A 16768-nucleotide genomic window follows, 5' to 3' on the forward strand; every position below is an offset into this window, starting at 1 on the left:
TTGCTTGGATTGGAATTTATATATAATGACAAATGCCATTCAATTGTTGAAATTAAATAATTGTCTCCAGGCGGTTATTTCTGCAATGATTAATTAAAATAAATGTAATTTAATGGAATTATCCTATAGTAATGTTTTTTATTTAGACAGGGTGAAATATTATTACAACTAATTCTATGCCCTTTGTGGACAACGGTGAAAACTATACTATTATGAAATTGATGCATTGAAATAATTAATACAAATTTAGCCGTTCAGTAACTACATCACAGTCTATAATAACACACTGAATATATTAACGCTCTATTTAGGGAAAAACTTATACAGTTCATGATGAAAAGGCAATGAGGTGTCATAACAACTCATTGGCTATAGTCAGGAAAATAATGTTAACCAAGTGGAGATAGATGTATGTCTAAATATAAATTAAACCGATATATATTAACAAGCGCTGTATTATTCTCTTTCATATCAGGAAATGTTATCGCCGCCAACCCTAAAATATCTGCATATTATCTGAGTGGACCTGCTGCGCAGGCGGATACTCAAGAATATTATGCTAGCTTGGATAATTTTAAAAAATTAAGCAGAAATATTGCTAAAAACAAGAGTAACTTTAATACGCTGGTATTGTCTTTTGTCCAGCCTAGTTTTGTTAACTATGAGAAAAACAGCCTGAAATGTTCAGGATTGTTTGGTTATACCTGCACCTCTGGTCAAGTCATTAGCGCAATAGAAGCTCAAAATGCCAGATCTGATTTTGTAGCATTAAAAGGCATTATTGCTGATTTAAAATCTCATGGAGTGGGTACTTATATTGCTGTCGGTGGATGGAACTTTAGTTGTTATCCGAAAATTTATGATATAACCGCCAACAAAAAAGACGCTTGTGGCAATGAACCGGGTGCGGTTTATGATATTTTCCCTAACCCAATGACTAAAATTCCCCGTTTTGATAGTAGTATTACGGGTAAGGCGGCAGAGGGTGTATATAGAAATATTGTTAATTTGGCTGCCGATTTAGATGTAGCGGGGATTGATGTGGATTACGAAGAGTTTTGGCATGCTGATATTAATGCAAAAAGCTGGAAATTAACGCCTGACTCAATCAAGGTTCCCTCTAATAACAGTGAAACTCTTATTACATCAACGTTAATAGCAAAGGGGTTAGGTGGTTATGTTTATGATGCGTCAATGAATATTGTCCCTGGCGCAGAAAGAATTCCCCGCGCGATGCCTGCAACTGTGGATAAATTCGCCGCTATTTTAGAGTCTTTTTACACTTCAATTAATGCAGTTAAACCGTCGCTTCAGTTAAGTACTGCCGGTCCTGCAACTGGGGGTATCCCGAATATGTCTGCTAACTGGGGAACCAACGCGAGGAACAGTGATATTTATGGTGGTGCCTGGTGGGGGGGAAATCTCTATGGTTTGATTTATAATACCGCGCTGAGTTACCCCAAAATTATCAACCGACTCAGCTATATTGGTGTGATGACTTATGATTTGAGTGAAAAAGACTGTGGATTGATCGGGGGAGGGCAAACTTATATTCCTTGTGACCTGCCCGGACAAGTTAAATATTATTATGGTCAATATATTAACTGGCTTAAGTCAGGTAATGAAGTTGTGACTTTCCATGTCAAACTGAAAGGAGCGCGTAATTATGCTCAGGCATCAGTTCAACCGCGAAAATTATTGGTTTTGCCGCCGATTACAGTGGGATTTGAAGTTGGTAAACCTGCAACTGGCAATTTACCGCTCACGAAAGCCAGGCTCAACAGCATATTAGAGGGTACGATCAAATACGGTAAAACGGGTCTTATTATGTGGGATCTGTTTAAGAAGGAACGTTATGACGGAAATAACTGGAAAGATGAGTGGGCAACACCTCATGATGTTTTGTCTACTGCCTGTAAAAAAATAGGGCTGACAGGAGAGCATTATCATTGTGATAGTCCGGTTCCGACACCTGAGCCTGTTTCGGCTTTTGCCGGGGAAAAAAATGAGGGTTGATATTTTATCTTTAATTCTGGTGGGAGGCAGGTTTCCTTGAAAGGAGACCTGCATTATTAAAAAGATGGGTGGAACATACCGGAAATGCTGAATGTCCGTATTTGCAACGATGCCAGCTCAAACTTTTTGGGATGAGCTGGCGATTTTGTTATCGTCTGCTGTGCAGCAGTGGCTGGTGGGTAACCTGAGAGGGTTTATCCATAAGCATCGTAATGATGACGGGTGATACGGGTATCGGTATCACCTCCTGCTGTAGTGCGGTGAAAACTGATTTCACGGATAGTCAGGCCACGGTTGTCCCGAATGCTGACGGTAGGAGTACCGGCAAAGGTTGCCGGATTAAAAAAGGATGTCATATTTCTATTCCTCATCATGTTGATAGATACTGCCCCGCTATGTACTCGGGGCAATGGGTAAAATTATGGGTTTCTTGACGCGGTGTCGTTTTCATCCTCACTGACGACAAACCACGGGGTGTACTGTTTTTCCCGCAGGTATTTCTTCGCGGTGATGACTTTGTATTCACGTCCCAATGGATCATAAATGTGGGTATCGGCGAATAGGTCATCGCGTGCACTGTCGTCACTGACATAGCGCCAGTCATTTAGAAAATAGGGTTGATAAGTGCGCACAGGCTGACCTTTATCATCATATTCCGTGCGACCGGAAACGGCCCAGCGGGTGTCTGTTGATGCGCTGACCCGCGCCCCATAAGCATCCACTATCAGCCCGCCGTCCTCTTGCCGTTGCCAGGCATCACCGGATTCATGGCGGACTGAACTCTGGAGTAACCGACCAAAACCGTCGCTGAAACTCACCGTTTGTTGGTGCTGCTGCTGTGGTTCGCTGTCGTAACGGTCAGTGGTGATCATCAGCCCATGTGGAGGTAAACGGGGAATATCTGCCAATAAGGAGGCTTCATGCACAGTCAGTTTCTGGCTATCTGTCGCACGTTTCCAGCCCAGTGCATACACCTTCCCATCCTCGGTGACTACCTGGGTGGTACGAAGTTGCTTCCACCGGGTTTCGGCCTCTTCTTGTGATCCGAAAAGCTGAGACGGGGATAGCGATGGCATCCAACTGTCAACGGCATAAATTATGCATTGAGCAATGGGAAGTACATCTGTTAGCGCCAGCGCTTTATCAACGGAATTTGGTGGCGTAAAGGGTTTCTCTTCTGGTGTTGAATAACCTGTGGCTTGTTCGGACTCTGTGCCCCAGAACCGGCTGGTGGTCACGCGGCCTAGCGCATCCAGTGTCACAATGTGTTGATTATCATTAACATCTGACAGTTGTACCGGCGTCAGGAAACGATAATCGTAACGGGCTTGCGTCGTTAATCCTGCGGCGTCCTGAGTTTGAGCGACGACACAATGATGGGTATCCCAGCTCAGGGTTGTTTTTCCTGTGAGTAATGAGTTGCGTTGAGCCTGAGGCCGCCAGAACTTGGCAGCATCACCGTAATCGGTATATCCCTGATGTGCCACCCATACAGGGCTTTCTGATCCGGTCTTAAACAGCCGTGGTACTTGCTGATAGCCGGCCTGTGTCAGTGCGGTATTCAGCTCCTGTTCTTCCATGACGTCTTTGTAAGCCTGCAATGAAGTTTCGTCCAGCATGGCAGTTTCGCTGAATGCTACCAATGCCTGAAGCGTTGGTTTTTCCAGCGGTGTTTCTGATTGACCTGCGGTATAAAATGTTCGTTGCTGTCCCAGATAAACAGCGGCTTTCTCATCTGCCAGCAAGCCATCTTCTTTCAGCAACACTTCGAGAGAAATCCCTTCTGCTGGAATTTGAGTCTGGTCATAGGTATAAACATCACTGCGTTGCGCATCAGGTAAACCCAGCCGCCAGTTTTCTCCGTCAGTCAGATGATGCCAGCGATTTCTTTGCTGAACCAGACGCAGTAGCTGTTGCTGGTCATCATAACTGCTGTCGAATAGCGTATCTGGCAGTGTTGGCGGGTAGGGATTTTTAGCGGGTTTTACCCTGCGCGGCCAGGCAATATCAACGCCTTGCAGCGGCTGACCAAAAATATCTTGTTGCAGTTGGATACGTTGGGTGAGCTGTGGATCACTGATAATACGCTCATAGTGATAGTGGCGGTTTTCAATGGTGGTGACCCAAACGGCTAATTCAGTTTCTTTATTGACGGGAATAGACCGTGCCTGATAGCGCGACTCACTGACGGTATAAGGGATTGTTTGATTATCTGTTCCGTCCAGACCATAGACCTCATTGCGTAGTCGCCGGCCTTTAAGTGCTCTGGTCAGCCAGTTACGCTGTGTGTCATTGGGGGTGAACACCTTGTCTGTTTGGCTGGCATTGTCCCAGGCGGTATAGCGGGTTTCAAATCCGGTGTAAGCCTGGGTATCTCCCTGCCAGTATTCTGCCACTAACTGGCTGTCTACTTCATCCATCCCGGTGGCAAACCAACTGATGCTCAGTGACGGTGCAGCCTGTTCCGGTGCGGTGCCGTGAGAAAACGTCGTGATATCTGTCTGTCTGACACAACCAAATCCTCTGAACTCGCGCTCTTTACCGTCCCAGACGCCGTGGCTGTAGCTGACGTCACTGGTGAGCCGGTTACCGCTGATTTCATCCTGAATTTCGGTATGCCATAGCAGATGCATTGGGAACGGCAGGTAACAAGCCTGCGATTTGCCCGCTTTCGTGAGCTGTAACTTCTCATCCAGCCAGAATTGGGCAGAACTGCGATAATGCAGGGTGTGATGTGCGCCCCGGTTATTGTTCATCACATTTAACAACCAGGGTTTGGTCAGTGACAGGTCACAACGCCAGTGATGCGGTGCCCTATGAGGCACGGTCAAAATCAGGCTGGCGACTCCCAGTCCCTGGATATCAGCAACCTGTAGCTGACAGGTGTTATCGAACTGTACCCCTTCCGGCAAAGCCAATGTGAGTGGGTCATCAAACTGATTACCGCTTTGGTTGAGATAAATCAGCAGGGAGCTGGATTGAGCATAGATAAGATCGGTGGTGCCGGAGCCGTCAATATCGGCCAGAAACAACTGTTCAGGATTAAAGCTATTTTCGGGCTGGCTGAATCCAGGCAGGGTCAGTGGCTGGCCGAAACGGCCATGCCCCAGATTGGGCCAGCAGGTGACGTTGTTAGCCCGGATTTCCACCAGATGTTGCTGACCGGAACCGAGCATGTCACTAAATGCCACCAGTTTACGGGCATCGGTTCCGGTGATTGGCAGGGTGATACCTGCGGATTGGGGGACATCCTGACCTTTGCGCCAGCCATCCCGCTGGTTCGCGTACAGACGTACACTCTTCGGCCCGATTAACACCAAATCGGATAATCCAGCCCCGATAAGATCGGCGAATTGGGCGCTTGGATGGAAATATTCCACCGGCAAGGCATTGATTGGCGTAAAGTGTGTCCATTTACCGTCGGGCTGCTGGCTGTGGTATCCCCGGACACCAGAAGCGGTGACCACCCAATCCAGTTGACCATCCCCGTTGATGTCCATCAATGAGGCATTCTCCTGCAAATTGGGCAGGGTGGGCAACGGCGCTATTTTGCTGTAGACCACGGCATTACTGTCTTCGCCCTCCTGGCGTTGCGGGGCTTTATACCACCAGGCACCGCGTTCCTGATATAACATGCCCGGCAACCCTTCCCCCCGCAGGTCAACCAGTTGGTAACGTTGCTGGGGATTGAAGTTATCCAACGCATCGAACCGCTGCCAGGCGGGTATTTTTTCATGGTCGAATCGTTGCCAGGCTAACTCCAGAGGGGGAAGGGTGATGGGGCTGCCGTCGGGTTCGTGATTTAATTGACGGGCGGCAGTCAATGTGGCGATGCCAGCATTTTTGTCATAGTCCAGTATCAGGCGTCCGACCAGCTCCGGTGTATCATTTGCGCCGGCTTTTCCGGCCAGCAATACGGTGCGGTGAAACATCAGTATTTGCTGACACAGGCGGCGGGTACGCACTTCAAAACCGTATTCATAGCGGGAGAAAGTATCTGGGCGTACAGACCATTGCGCTGTACCTGTATCCCATGTTGGTACGGCATAAAGTGAAGTGTCCCGTTCACCGTGGTCAAAGACCAGATGAAACAGCCATTCTTCTGGGGTGAGTGGGGTGTTATCCAATACAAACAGGCTGGTTTGCGGTTTGATATTCCCGTAATTTACCTGCACCAGATAGCGTTGTGCCGTGGTATTCGGGTGGCGTGTTTTTTCGTTATCGTCGCAATTAGCCTCATCTTCGGCCCGGTACTGGTAGCTGACATGCTCACCAGTCGGCGTCACCGTTTCTTCCAATAACCACTGGGCGATTTGCTGGTCATTTTGCGGATTAGCCAGGCAAGCCTGTGCTGTTTTTCCCAGAATATGCAATTGTCCGTCCGGCGATGATATCAGCCAGAACGCGCGTCCTTCCTGACCCGAAGTTGGTTGCCAGTATTCGATTTTACTGAAATCCTGTATTTGGCGGGGCTGATAGCAGGTCACGGTATAGGCAACCGGCAGGGTAACGCCTTGCAGCGTCTTAACGTCCTGTCGCATATCGGGTTGCCCCTGATCATTCAGGGCGATATTCATCACCTCGCCGCTTGGGGATAAAAATGCGTCGTTATTATCGTACTGTGGAATGCCGTGTTGAGTACGTCGGCTAATGGTCGTGACGCCGCATTGCCAGCCGATACCGAAAGGCCCGTTACCTGCACTGCTGCTATAACTCAGTGATAACCCAGGAGCAGTACCTCGCCCGGCGGAGAGCGGTAACGGTAGGGAGAGAGTTGCGATTCCATCAGGACCGGCGGCGTTAAGTGCTTCTCCCATACCACTGATAGCGCCACCGCCTTTGGGGAGTGACAGTGTTGTAACCGATACTTCTGATGAATCCTGCATAAAATACTCCTTATGACAAGCCCCTTTCAGGGACCTGTGATAGACAAAGAAAAGAAATTTACGCGTCTATAATGAGGTAATTCAGATACACAATGATGTCATTCAGGTTGGCAACCAGATCATGTTGTGATCCTTCTTAACTGGCATGGGAAATATTGAACGCCAGCATGCCGATTGTCGCCTCTCTGCCTTCAAAAGGCAGGAAACGGCTGTCGTTGAAGTCGGTAACAAACCAGCCATCGTCATTCAGATTGTGTGACAATTCATAAATATTCCTTTTTGTTTTTACTTATTTATTACTAATTCATTTAATGTGGTACATGGATGAGTAAACTGATCAGCAAGAGAAAACTTATCCAATATGCTTATCGCAAAAGGTGTTAAAAAATTGATGTATAATAATGGACTAATCCATGATTTATCTTAGGTATTAGGCTTATTTTACTATTTGATAAGTTTTTCTAATTTATATAGGGATAACTTTATAGTGTGGGGGCTTATTATGTTAAGCTCATTTTTTATTAATCTAGGAATAAAAAATTCATTCAATGGTGGCAGTGGAGGAGGAGGAACCACGTAACGGTTTGAGGCTGACAATAATCAGGCTTGCATTTATTGAGGCGTTTTTGATCTTCTGTTAGCCAATTTATTGATAGTTTTTAAACAGTTCGTGAATGAATACCCTCGTTGTCTATTTGCTGGCTAAAACGTACAAAAGCCGGTTTTATTCCCTTTTGCCAGCTTCATTTGAGTTATAACGATGCTTGTTGTTACCGCATCTTGCGCCACAATGGCATGATATTGGTTAATACATCAGGGGGAGGGCAAGGATCATTCACCTTTGCCATTTTCCACAAACCGGTATGACTTTTACGGGTCGCATTATTGGACATAAATACTTGATATAACGAACCTGTGTCTCCGGCATGATTATGGGTATCAAGAAAACCTTTGTTTCCCCATCGATTATAGAGAGAGAGGCTATCGCCTTCTCTGATGTTTCCATTTGGCAACGTAGTTTCACAATAAATAACCCATTCCAAGGTTGATCTTTTACGGATATCTGAGGTGTAGACTTGGTGTACCTCCGTTGATTGCTCATATTGATCCACCACATTATAGTACCGTAAGTAACCGCCATCACAGTAATACAGGTTGTGAAGTAAGATAATATCATTATTCATTATCTCACTACCGGCAGGTTTTTCTGTTGCTGACTCAATTCTCCATGCCCCGCCATAAATAGCTAAAGATGCATCTACTGTTACAACGGCATATTTGGTGCCGGGTTTATTACCGTTGCCAAATACACTGAGATATCCACCGCTCCAGCTCTTATAGCTATTTAATATTGTCACGGTATCTCCATATTTAAGTACATTCTCCATCATTTCCTCGGCAAGTATGTTATTTTTCTCTGAATAATTGATACCCCCCTGAAATTACTTTCCATTCGATAATGCTATTTCTTGCATATATTCTTGGCGTCATTTCCGGGTTTGGCTATCGTAACAAGCGGGTTATCTCACCTTTTCTATGATCCCTTGAGGGCCTGAAATAGGGTCGAATTCCTGCATCACTGAATATTCATAGCAATGGGAGATAGAGAAAGAAAAGTTAAAAAAGTTAATTTTTATCGAATAAGGGGTTATTTGGTGGATTGCAGGTTATTTTCCGGTTATTACGTTACCTAAAAGTTGAAATATTATTTTTTCTGTTTATCACAGTGCACTATCGCCGTAAAGGAAGTCTCTTTTTACTGATATATCTATCGTGGAGCACAACAAAAAGCGACATAACGCCGCTTCAATTGACAGATAAATTTCATCTCTACTGGCATTGCTGGATTTGCCAGGACGATATACCCTTTATCTTGCAAGTTGCCTCTTTGTTGGTTGCACTCACTCACCCCGGTCACATCGTTATCTATGCTCCCGGGGATTCGTTCCCTTAGCCGTCGCGATGCATCTTGAAATCTATAGGGTATATATTTTTACTTTTTGTGATTCACGCCTGCGGCCAGATCAACACCACTATGCTGTCGTTATATTTATTGGTGGTACCATTTTCAGCACCGATAAGGGTTGTTCCTGGTTTTACGTCAAGGGGATTATTGGCATATCGCAACTTACAGGGTTTGCCATCTCCTGCAATTTCGATGCGGATTTTGCCTGTACCTGACGAGTAAGTCTTAAAGCCCAATACGCTATTTACGCCTTTACCGGTTAATGTATCTGCCAGTTGGTCGTCAATGTACACCTTTATCGTTTGCTGATGGATCTCCGTATTAACGTAAGCAGACAGGCCGAACTTTATATTGAGAGGTAACTGGATGCAGTGTTTACCGGTGCTGTTGGTACCGCATATTCCGCCACAGTTTCCACTGCTGTTACTGCCTAATAGATCGGTATCAACCGATACCGCCGCTTGAATTTTATTGAAAGTCACGCCATGCCAATAAGTTTGCATGGCGGTAGGTCCACCATCAATAGCATTCAATTGCGTGTTATATTGGATATAGCGATTGCCTTTGAAAAGATAAATTATCGAGCCGGCAATATTCTGCCATAAAATAACCGCATCCAGATTTTCACTGAATTCTGAGTATTTCTCTGTTGTTCCCCATCTATCTGAGATAGTTTTCTTATTGGCTGTATGTGAACTCATTGTATAATCGATGCAATCTTTGCCTTTAAAAAAACAAACGGTATTTGTTGTCAATTCTGTGGCGGCATCTATGCTGTTTTCAAATCCAGTACCTTTCAACCCGGGCCATCCATCCACAATGGGTTTTGGGCCATCGATTATTTGTGCTTTTGCCGTGTCGAATTTAAGATATTGCGATCCTTTGAAAAAATATAATGAGCCGTTTAAGTTAATCACATCATCAATATTCTTTTGGAACTCGATGGGCAGGTTGGGCCAGTCATTACGGATAGGCTGGGGAGTATCTCCTTTGTTTATTTGAGGATCATCATAATATTTAATGTTTTCTGTATTAAGAAAGAAGTAGGTATTGGTATTCATTAGTGTGTATCCTTAATAATAGTTGAGTTAAACATTATTTTGGTGATTTCTTAACTTTCTGCTTTCAGATATAACAGCGATACATTTTTGTCTTATGATAATGACCAATTCAACACTACCACACTATTGTTGTAATTGTTATTGGTTCCATTGCTGGCATTGATAACGATTGTTCCCGGTTTTTCGTCGAGTGGGTTATCGGCATACTTCAATACATTATCCATACCTTCTCCAGAAAGTTTGTCACTTGTTTCTAACAATGAATAGTCCTGTGAAGCTATCGCTGCTTGATTATTCTGCTTTGTCGTTATCAGCTTCATCTCAAACCTGGTTTTGCCAGAAGTTCACTATGATGATACGCAGCGCTTTTTTTTAATCTGTGCGTGAGGTAAATTGATGACTGCATAGATGAAATTTACGCCAACTGGAATTAGAATTCATAATGTCAAAGTTAATTGAAAATAATCAGATAGTTATTATTGCGATAGTTGTTGCATTAGTTCAGTTTATTAATGCGTTAGAGTACATGATGGTGACTCCACTTTTTGTGTATATGTGCGATGATTTTCACATGCCTGTGACTATGGCGGGAGTGATTGCCAGCACTTATGTTCTTGCCTCCGTCTTCTCTGGTCTGGCATCCTTTTTCTTTCTCGATCGCTTTAATAAAAGAAAGGTTCTCATTTTAAACACGTTACTTCTTGGCCTGATTACTTTCCTGACAATTTTTGCCTCAGAGCCATACCAACTTATTCTGCTCCGTATGATTGCGGGTCTGTTTGGTGGCGTGACATTGGGAGTAGGGATTGGGATTTTATTGAATAATTCCCCAGAAAATATGCGGGGAAGGGTATTGGGGATTGCGTTTTCATCTTTTTCATTCGTGAGCATTTTAGGTATGCCGCTGTGTTTATATCTGGCGACGAGTTTTACCTGGAAAATTCCTTTTTTATTGATCGTTATTTTATGCATCGTGAGTTTGCCTCTGATCCTGTGCTTTATTCCAGGAACAGAGAAGGTAAAAAATAGCCAGAATAAAATTGTGCTGACCAAAAAAATAGCATTGGCCGGGTTAGCAAGCGGTGTCAGTAACTTTAGTCCCTTCATGCTGATTCCGATACTTGTTCCGCTATTAACAAATGTGTTTTATGTTCCAGAAGAGCGGGTTTCACTGGTATTTTTTATTGGTGGTCTGGCGTCTTGGTTGGGGACTTATTTAACTGGAAAGCTGTGTGATAAATATCCTCCTCAGAAAATTACCATTGCGGCGGCTGTTTTGTTTATCGTTAATATCCTACTGGGATTGATGGGCAAAATGAATGGATATATATTCTTTGCCTTTTTTATGTTCGCGACTTATGTGCAGGTTATGGCGGCCAACGTACTGGCTTCTTATGCTTCGACGCCGGAAAATCGTGCCGGCTTTGGTGCCCTTCAGATGGCGTTATCCAATCTGGGTGCCGGTGTTGTGTTCTTCTTCTCCTCCATCTTCTTAAGTGGTAAAGCAATTACGGCTAAAAGTGTACAGCCTATTTTCATATTGTCTATGGTCAGTGCTCTAATATTACCTATATATGTAAGAAAGTTAGCTCAAGTGTTGAAAAGAGATGCTAAGAGTTTAATGAGTAATTCTTGCCGTAATAATTAAAGGAAAATAACGATAGATATGTGATCTAGCCTTAATGGTAAAATAGCAGTTTTGAGCTATATTTAAGTTTAAGGCTAATCATTGATATAAGATCATTGGCGTGATTAATAAAAATGGAATGTTGTTGAAAGTATAATGTCACTGGAGGAAATTAACATTATATACCCTATGGATTTCAAGATGCATCGCGGCGGCAAGGGAGCGAATCCCTGGAAGCATAGATAACTATGTGGCCGGGGTGAGTGAGTGCAGCCAATAAAGAGGCAACTTGAAAGATAACGGGTATAGAATAATTCGGGTCAATGCTGGGTGAGAGTGTACGAAAGGATAAAGTTATTATAAGTCCTATCATGATTATTATTGAACTTATTAATTAATATAGGTGAATAAAATGGAAGAGAAATTAATTGACACTAAGAATAAACCAGCTGTTAATATTATCGCGGGCGTGACAAATATTAAATCCATTTATAATAAAACGCCTTGTATATTTGTCATTGAGCATGGGTATATTGCCAGGAAAAAATTTACTGTGGATAAGATGTCTGAATGGCATGGTGATTTATGGGCTCCCTGGATAGGTGATAAGTATGAACCCAATAAGGCCATTCATCTTTATACCGGCAGAGAATGTAAATCTGAGATTAATGTTTGGATATTTCAGGATTATTGGAATCCACCGAATGAAAATGCGGTTAAGTGTTCTTTAAATAGAGTATTCAGTTATGATGATGCATTAGAGATCCCTGGCAATAATCGAGGCGGAGGCAATAAGATACTGACTTTAGAACTTAATGATAATAATATTGATTTGAAAATAATATAACATTGCATTATAAAATATTGAATATAACGGATAAAATATTGTATCCATATATATTCATTGGAAGGGAAATATTTCTCCGCGTGTTGTTTAGTGTTTTTGATTTTCCTGCTTATGATCTAGATTTATTGATTATTAGGCAGGTTCCTGTTCGAGTCAATGGTTAACTGATTAGAATACCGATACGCGTAGAAATCATTTCACTGTCTTAAATAACCTATTTTATTAAGCTGTTTTATTTCCCCTTATTTGTAATAAAGAACGAATCTGGAAAAAAATGGATGAAGCAAATGATTCCTCGCGTGCAGCGTACATAGTTGTATATCTGTTAATTACCCATTCATAACTATCTGATTCAGTGTGTTATTTCTAAAATTTATTATGAAATGACCACTATATTCTTATTTTGTTCTTTATCGAGGAGTTATCAATGACTGCGAGTTTTCAAAATGAAGTGCCTAAATCGCGTATCTTTCGCCGGAAGCTGGAGCATATTTGAAATGTTGAGCGATTGAATAGAACAAACCAGCGATATGCTGCTGGCTTGTTCTATCGCAAAAGAGAAGGGTGCAACGCGGCCGATCGTTACCAATACAACCCCTGTGGGACGTGCTGCCAACCATAGGGTTGAAACCAGCCTAATACCGAGCGCAGTCGCCTGCCAGCGATTGCAAAAGGTTCCAGGTTCTTCATCAACATCGCCGGTGCAGGCGACATGACACAATTAAAACAGGAGTAATATTATGGCGATCCCCGCTTATTTGTGGCTGAAGGATGACGGCGGTACAGATATCAAAGGTTCTGGGGATGTTCAGAGCCGTGAAAGCAGTATCGAAATCGTCGTGCTGGAACATGCTCTGCATATCCCGACTGATAACAATACTGGCGAACTGACCGGTACCCGCGTGCACTCTCCACCAATGTTCACTAAAGAAGCTGATTTTTCAAGCCCCTATTTGTATAAAATTGTCATTTTTGGTCGAATTTTAAACTATTTCGACATCAAATGGCACAAAATGGATAATGAAGGCGTGGGTATTGCTTCTGTAAATCAAATAATAAAAATCGCATAGATTAAGAAACTGAATATTTGCCATCAAATTGGAACCAGAGAGTTATACCTGATGATACTCGGATGCTGGGGAATAATTGGCTGAATGTCGGCTATTTTATAGGTCTTATTGTGCCTTCTGTTGTGGTTCCGCATGAGAATAACCTACTTGTTAATCTTCAGCATCCTAGCTTTCGACCTTCCTTAAATAGTGTGATTATCACTGATCATTTATTTGATCCCCGGTTAAATAACATTTCTAAGTAGTGACTCCCCTATTTTATTTATTTTTTATAATCAATATTGATATGCATGATATTCGTTTGCATACCTGTTTTTTAGATTAAGTGGTTATACTTCTATGAATGTAAGTATTAATCAATAGTGAAGCATAACTATAAAAGACTATTTTAGTTAAAAAAATAAGATGGATTTATATAATCACATAGTGGAATATGATGATATTATGAGTTATTGTAAGTATAACGTTAATTTATTATTGATATAAATGGGTGGTTGTGAATATTTTTTGTTAATGCTGACAGAAATTGTCACTGAATTGTGAATAATACTTATGAAGGGTAATCGTAGTTTTTTGTAAATAAAAAAAATATAAATAACGATAGGAATAATTCAGATGAAATATGCCTTTATTACTGGTGCGACAGGAGATATTGGTTTCGCAATTACAGAAAAACTCTCTGAGGATGGTTTTGAGCCAATATTATTATCACGCACTTCTGATCGTCTTGATAATGCAATTGGTAAACTACGCAATAAATATGGTAATCAATTTGCAAAAAAAATAGTTTGTGATGTCTCTGATCATGAAGATGTCAGCAAAGCTTTTGACCAACTTGAACTTGAGAATAATAAGCTATCCGTACTGGTGAATTGTGCAGGTATTTCCGGTGGTGGAATTACCGCTGAAATAAGCCCTCAAACTTGGCAAAATGTAATAAACGTTAATTTAAATGGCACTTACTTTGTCATACATGAAGTTTTGACAAGAAAGCTAATGTTATCTGGTGGAAGAATTATCAATATTGCGTCAACCGGTGGTAAGCAAGGTGTTATTTATGGTACACCATATTCCGCTTCTAAACATGGTGTTGTCGGTCTCACCAAATCCTTGGGGCTTGAATTAGCGCGTAATGGTTCAGGCGTCACTGTTAACGCAGTATGCCCTGGGTTTGTTGAAAGTGATATGGCTGTGCGTGTCAGAGAGCATTACGCCAAGATTTGGGGTACCGATAAAGAAGAAACGAAAAGAAGAGTAGAAGAACGTGTTCCTATCGGAAGATATGTTGAACCTAATGAAGTTGCTGAAATGGTTTCTTATCTCGCATCCCCGCTCGCTGGGGCAGTAACTGCTCAGGCGCTTAATGTGTGTGGTGGATTAGGTAATTACTAATTATGGGAAATATTTCTTTATCATCTGATTTTTTTGATCTTTGGATTATAAAAATCGATGATATTGATTTAACGTCTATTGAACAGTTAGTTTATAGTTCTGATATTGTTCGCCATAATCAGATCTGTTTAGCGGATAGAAGGAAAAAATTTATATTTAGAAGGGTTGCGTTGCGTTATGTTTTAAATCAATATTTATCGGATTATGAAATAATAACGAATGATAACGGAAAGCCTTATATATCCACGGAGAAAGACTTAAGATACTATTTCTCACTGAGTGCTTCAAGAAATTATTGTGTCATTGGCCTTAGTGCAAGAGAGATGGGTGTTGATGTTGAAGTTACGCCTTCTAAGATAAAAATCTCAGAAATTGTTGAGTATTTTATTAAGGATGAGAAACTGGAATATATGAAAGGTATCCTGTTAAAACAACCATTAGGTGTTAGCTTGGGATTTAAGAGTTATTATCATTTAACATTATTATATTATTGGGTTAGACTTGAGGCATATATTAAATTATTTGCTTCGACTTTGCATGAAGAGTTATTGGTTAATAGTGCTGTTTCTGTGAAAAATATGAGAGAACTGGAGGAAAGTACATTGCTAATTCATCATCAGGAATTTGTTTGTGCTTTGTCTCAAAAGAAGATAATTTCCACTCCGAATGTTAAGAGAATAAACTATTCCGACATGATAAGGAACAAAGATGAATAATATTATTGATTTAAGTGTTCCTATAGATTGTGATTTTTGGGAGCCTGAAAAAGTCACGAGGGAAATAGTCGATCATAAAGAAGGCGCCAATAAATTAGGTGAGAGTTATTTGTATTTCCATACCAGTTCATGGTGGAAAAGAGTCTTTGTAAAACGCTTCAAACGCAAAAAGTGGATCATTGATCATAATGATTTCCCTGATGGTATGGGATTATCACTTATGTATTATCGACTGACAACGCATACCGGAACACATATTGACTCACCTTATCACTATGGATGGCATAAAGAGCAAGAGCAGCCGGCAACAATTACCGATATTCCTTTGGATTGGTTTTATAGTCATGGTGTATTACTTGATTTTAGCCAAAATGATCAGTTAATTGATAAACAGGCAGTAGAAAACCAGTTAAAAGAAATTAATTATAAAATAAAAGAAAATGATATTGTTCTTATAAGTACTGGCGCTGATAAATTAATAGGCTCAAAATCCTATTTTACTCAGTATAGAGCGATTGAAAGCAGTGCTGTCCAATGGTTAGTAGAGCAAGGCGTAAAGATTATTGGAACAGATGCATTCAGTTTTGATCGGCCATTTATAGAGATGATTAACGATTACAAAAAGACAGGGAATAAAGCTTGCTTATGGCCTTCTCATTTTATCGGACGGGATCATCCTTATTTGCAAATAGAACGACTTTGTAATTTAAACAGTATCCCTAAACCTTATGGATTTAAAGTGTGTTGTTTTCCAATAAAATTAGAGAAAGCGGATGCTTCATGGAGTCGGGTTGTTGCAATATTTGATAATAATATATAAGGTTATATAAAGAAGCGAAAAATAGATGATCTTTGCTATGTTTTATTATTAGCAGCCATATCAGCTCTATTGTAATAAATTTGTCATATCCTTTCTGGATGATTTTTAAGAGTAAATTGGGCTATTAAGAAAAGGCTGAATTATTCTTTGTAAAGATCGAATGGAATTAACTTAATTTGGTTTAATCTGGGATATTCATGCCATTCTTGTATGTTTGGTAGATGATAAGTCAGAGAGAGACGCAAATTGATATTTAAAGGGAATTATGGTTGGGCTTGGTGCTCATTCTCAAGAGTTTTGGTTAGGAGATAAAGATCAAAGATATATATGACAAATATTAATTTAAAGCTAATCAAAGTAGTTTGAG

At 41.5% G+C, this 16768-nt stretch carries 14 protein-coding genes and 1 pseudogene; 9 read left to right on the forward strand and 6 right to left on the reverse strand.

Going from position 1 to position 16768, the window contains the following annotated elements:
• Positions 1-411 precede the first annotated feature (411 nt).
• Together ACUN2T_RS03160 and ACUN2T_RS03165 are read left to right on the forward strand one after the other, a co-directional pair.
• Complete coding sequence (locus ACUN2T_RS03160; protein ID WP_445496208.1) at positions 412-2016, forward strand: toxin; 1605 nt, start codon at positions 412-414, stop codon at positions 2014-2016.
• A gap of 91 nt (positions 2017-2107) precedes the next feature.
• Positions 2108-2242, forward strand: coding sequence for a hypothetical protein (locus ACUN2T_RS03165; protein ID WP_445496209.1), 135 nt, complete (start codon positions 2108-2110; stop codon positions 2240-2242).
• On the opposite strand, the gene ACUN2T_RS03170 is transcribed toward ACUN2T_RS03165, so the two are convergent.
• The 6 genes from ACUN2T_RS03170 to ACUN2T_RS03195 all read right to left on the reverse strand — a co-directional run bounded on the left by ACUN2T_RS03170 (position 2211) and on the right by ACUN2T_RS03195 (position 10249).
• A complete protein-coding gene (locus tag ACUN2T_RS03170) occupies positions 2211-2372 on the reverse strand; it encodes a hypothetical protein (protein WP_445496210.1) in 162 nt (53 codons plus the stop codon). The two genes, ACUN2T_RS03165 and ACUN2T_RS03170, sit on opposite strands and share 32 nt — an antisense overlap.
• A 63-nt stretch (positions 2373-2435) precedes the next feature.
• Positions 2436-6902, reverse strand: a complete 4467-nt coding sequence (locus tag ACUN2T_RS03175; protein WP_445496211.1) for a SpvB/TcaC N-terminal domain-containing protein — start codon at positions 6900-6902, stop codon at positions 2436-2438.
• 136 nt (positions 6903-7038) lie between these two features.
• Positions 7039-7164, reverse strand: a complete 126-nt coding sequence (locus tag ACUN2T_RS03180) for a hypothetical protein (protein ID WP_445496212.1) — start codon at positions 7162-7164, stop codon at positions 7039-7041.
• A 508-nt stretch (positions 7165-7672) separates the two neighbouring features.
• A complete protein-coding gene (locus ACUN2T_RS03185) occupies positions 7673-8260 on the reverse strand; it encodes a hypothetical protein (RefSeq protein WP_445496213.1) in 588 nt (195 codons plus the stop codon).
• Positions 8261-8909: 649 nt separating this feature from the next.
• The gene (locus tag ACUN2T_RS03190) at positions 8910-9929 is read right to left on the reverse strand and encodes a fucose-binding lectin II (protein ID WP_445496214.1); all 1020 of its coding nucleotides are present in this window, start codon (positions 9927-9929) and stop codon (positions 8910-8912) included.
• A 92-nt stretch (positions 9930-10021) separates the two neighbouring features.
• Positions 10022-10249: a fucose-binding lectin II gene (locus ACUN2T_RS03195; protein WP_445496215.1), complete on the reverse strand. Its 228-nt coding sequence runs from the start codon at positions 10247-10249 to the stop codon at positions 10022-10024.
• Between the two features lie 122 nt (positions 10250-10371).
• On the opposite strand from ACUN2T_RS03195, the gene ACUN2T_RS03200 reads away from it, so the two are divergent.
• The 7 genes and pseudogenes from ACUN2T_RS03200 to ACUN2T_RS03230 all read left to right on the forward strand — a co-directional run bounded on the left by ACUN2T_RS03200 (position 10372) and on the right by ACUN2T_RS03230 (position 16401).
• Complete coding sequence (locus tag ACUN2T_RS03200; protein WP_445496216.1) at positions 10372-11577, forward strand: MFS transporter; 1206 nt, start codon at positions 10372-10374, stop codon at positions 11575-11577.
• Positions 11578-11968: 391 nt separating this feature from the next.
• Positions 11969-12403, forward strand: a complete 435-nt coding sequence (locus tag ACUN2T_RS03205) for a hypothetical protein (RefSeq protein WP_445496217.1) — start codon at positions 11969-11971, stop codon at positions 12401-12403.
• A 740-nt stretch (positions 12404-13143) separates the two neighbouring features.
• A pseudogene (locus ACUN2T_RS03210) lies at positions 13144-13375 on the forward strand (type VI secretion system tube protein Hcp); the annotation flags it as partial.
• A gap of 160 nt (positions 13376-13535) precedes the next feature.
• Positions 13536-13718 carry a hypothetical protein gene (locus ACUN2T_RS03215; RefSeq protein WP_445496218.1) on the forward strand — a complete coding sequence of 61 codons (183 nt, stop codon included), beginning with the start codon at positions 13536-13538 and terminating at the stop codon, positions 13716-13718.
• 370 nt (positions 13719-14088) lie between these two features.
• Positions 14089-14865: an SDR family oxidoreductase gene (locus ACUN2T_RS03220; protein WP_445496219.1), complete on the forward strand. Its 777-nt coding sequence runs from the start codon at positions 14089-14091 to the stop codon at positions 14863-14865.
• Between the two features lie 2 nt (positions 14866-14867).
• The gene (locus ACUN2T_RS03225; protein ID WP_445496220.1) at positions 14868-15581 is read left to right on the forward strand and encodes a 4'-phosphopantetheinyl transferase family protein; all 714 of its coding nucleotides are present in this window, start codon (positions 14868-14870) and stop codon (positions 15579-15581) included.
• Positions 15574-16401 carry a cyclase family protein gene (locus tag ACUN2T_RS03230; RefSeq protein ID WP_445496221.1) on the forward strand — a complete coding sequence of 276 codons (828 nt, stop codon included), beginning with the start codon at positions 15574-15576 and terminating at the stop codon, positions 16399-16401. Before ACUN2T_RS03225 ends, ACUN2T_RS03230 begins: the two co-directional genes overlap by 8 nt.
• Positions 16402-16768 lie beyond the last annotated feature (367 nt).

It is taken from the genome of Photorhabdus machadonis, assembly GCF_052657765.1.

Excerpts from the sequence above, each read along its gene's own strand:
- ACUN2T_RS03160 (WP_445496208.1), top strand. The coding sequence starts at position 412 with ATGTCTAAATATAAATTAAACCGATATATATTAACAAGCGCTGTATTA.
- ACUN2T_RS03165 (WP_445496209.1), top strand. The coding sequence starts at position 2,108 with ATGTCCGTATTTGCAACGATGCCAGCTCAAACTTTTTGGGATGAGCTG.
- ACUN2T_RS03170 (WP_445496210.1), bottom strand. The coding sequence starts at position 2,372 with ATGACATCCTTTTTTAATCCGGCAACCTTTGCCGGTACTCCTACCGTC.
- ACUN2T_RS03175 (WP_445496211.1), bottom strand. The coding sequence starts at position 6,902 with ATGCAGGATTCATCAGAAGTATCGGTTACAACACTGTCACTCCCCAAA.
- ACUN2T_RS03190 (WP_445496214.1), bottom strand. The coding sequence starts at position 9,929 with ATGAATACCAATACCTACTTCTTTCTTAATACAGAAAACATTAAATAT.
- ACUN2T_RS03195 (WP_445496215.1), bottom strand. The coding sequence starts at position 10,249 with ATGAAGCTGATAACGACAAAGCAGAATAATCAAGCAGCGATAGCTTCA.
- ACUN2T_RS03200 (WP_445496216.1), top strand. The coding sequence starts at position 10,372 with ATGTCAAAGTTAATTGAAAATAATCAGATAGTTATTATTGCGATAGTT.
- ACUN2T_RS03205 (WP_445496217.1), top strand. The coding sequence starts at position 11,969 with ATGGAAGAGAAATTAATTGACACTAAGAATAAACCAGCTGTTAATATT.
- ACUN2T_RS03215 (WP_445496218.1), top strand. The coding sequence starts at position 13,536 with ATGCTGGGGAATAATTGGCTGAATGTCGGCTATTTTATAGGTCTTATT.
- ACUN2T_RS03220 (WP_445496219.1), top strand. The coding sequence starts at position 14,089 with ATGAAATATGCCTTTATTACTGGTGCGACAGGAGATATTGGTTTCGCA.
- ACUN2T_RS03225 (WP_445496220.1), top strand. The coding sequence starts at position 14,868 with ATGGGAAATATTTCTTTATCATCTGATTTTTTTGATCTTTGGATTATA.
- ACUN2T_RS03230 (WP_445496221.1), top strand. The coding sequence starts at position 15,574 with ATGAATAATATTATTGATTTAAGTGTTCCTATAGATTGTGATTTTTGG.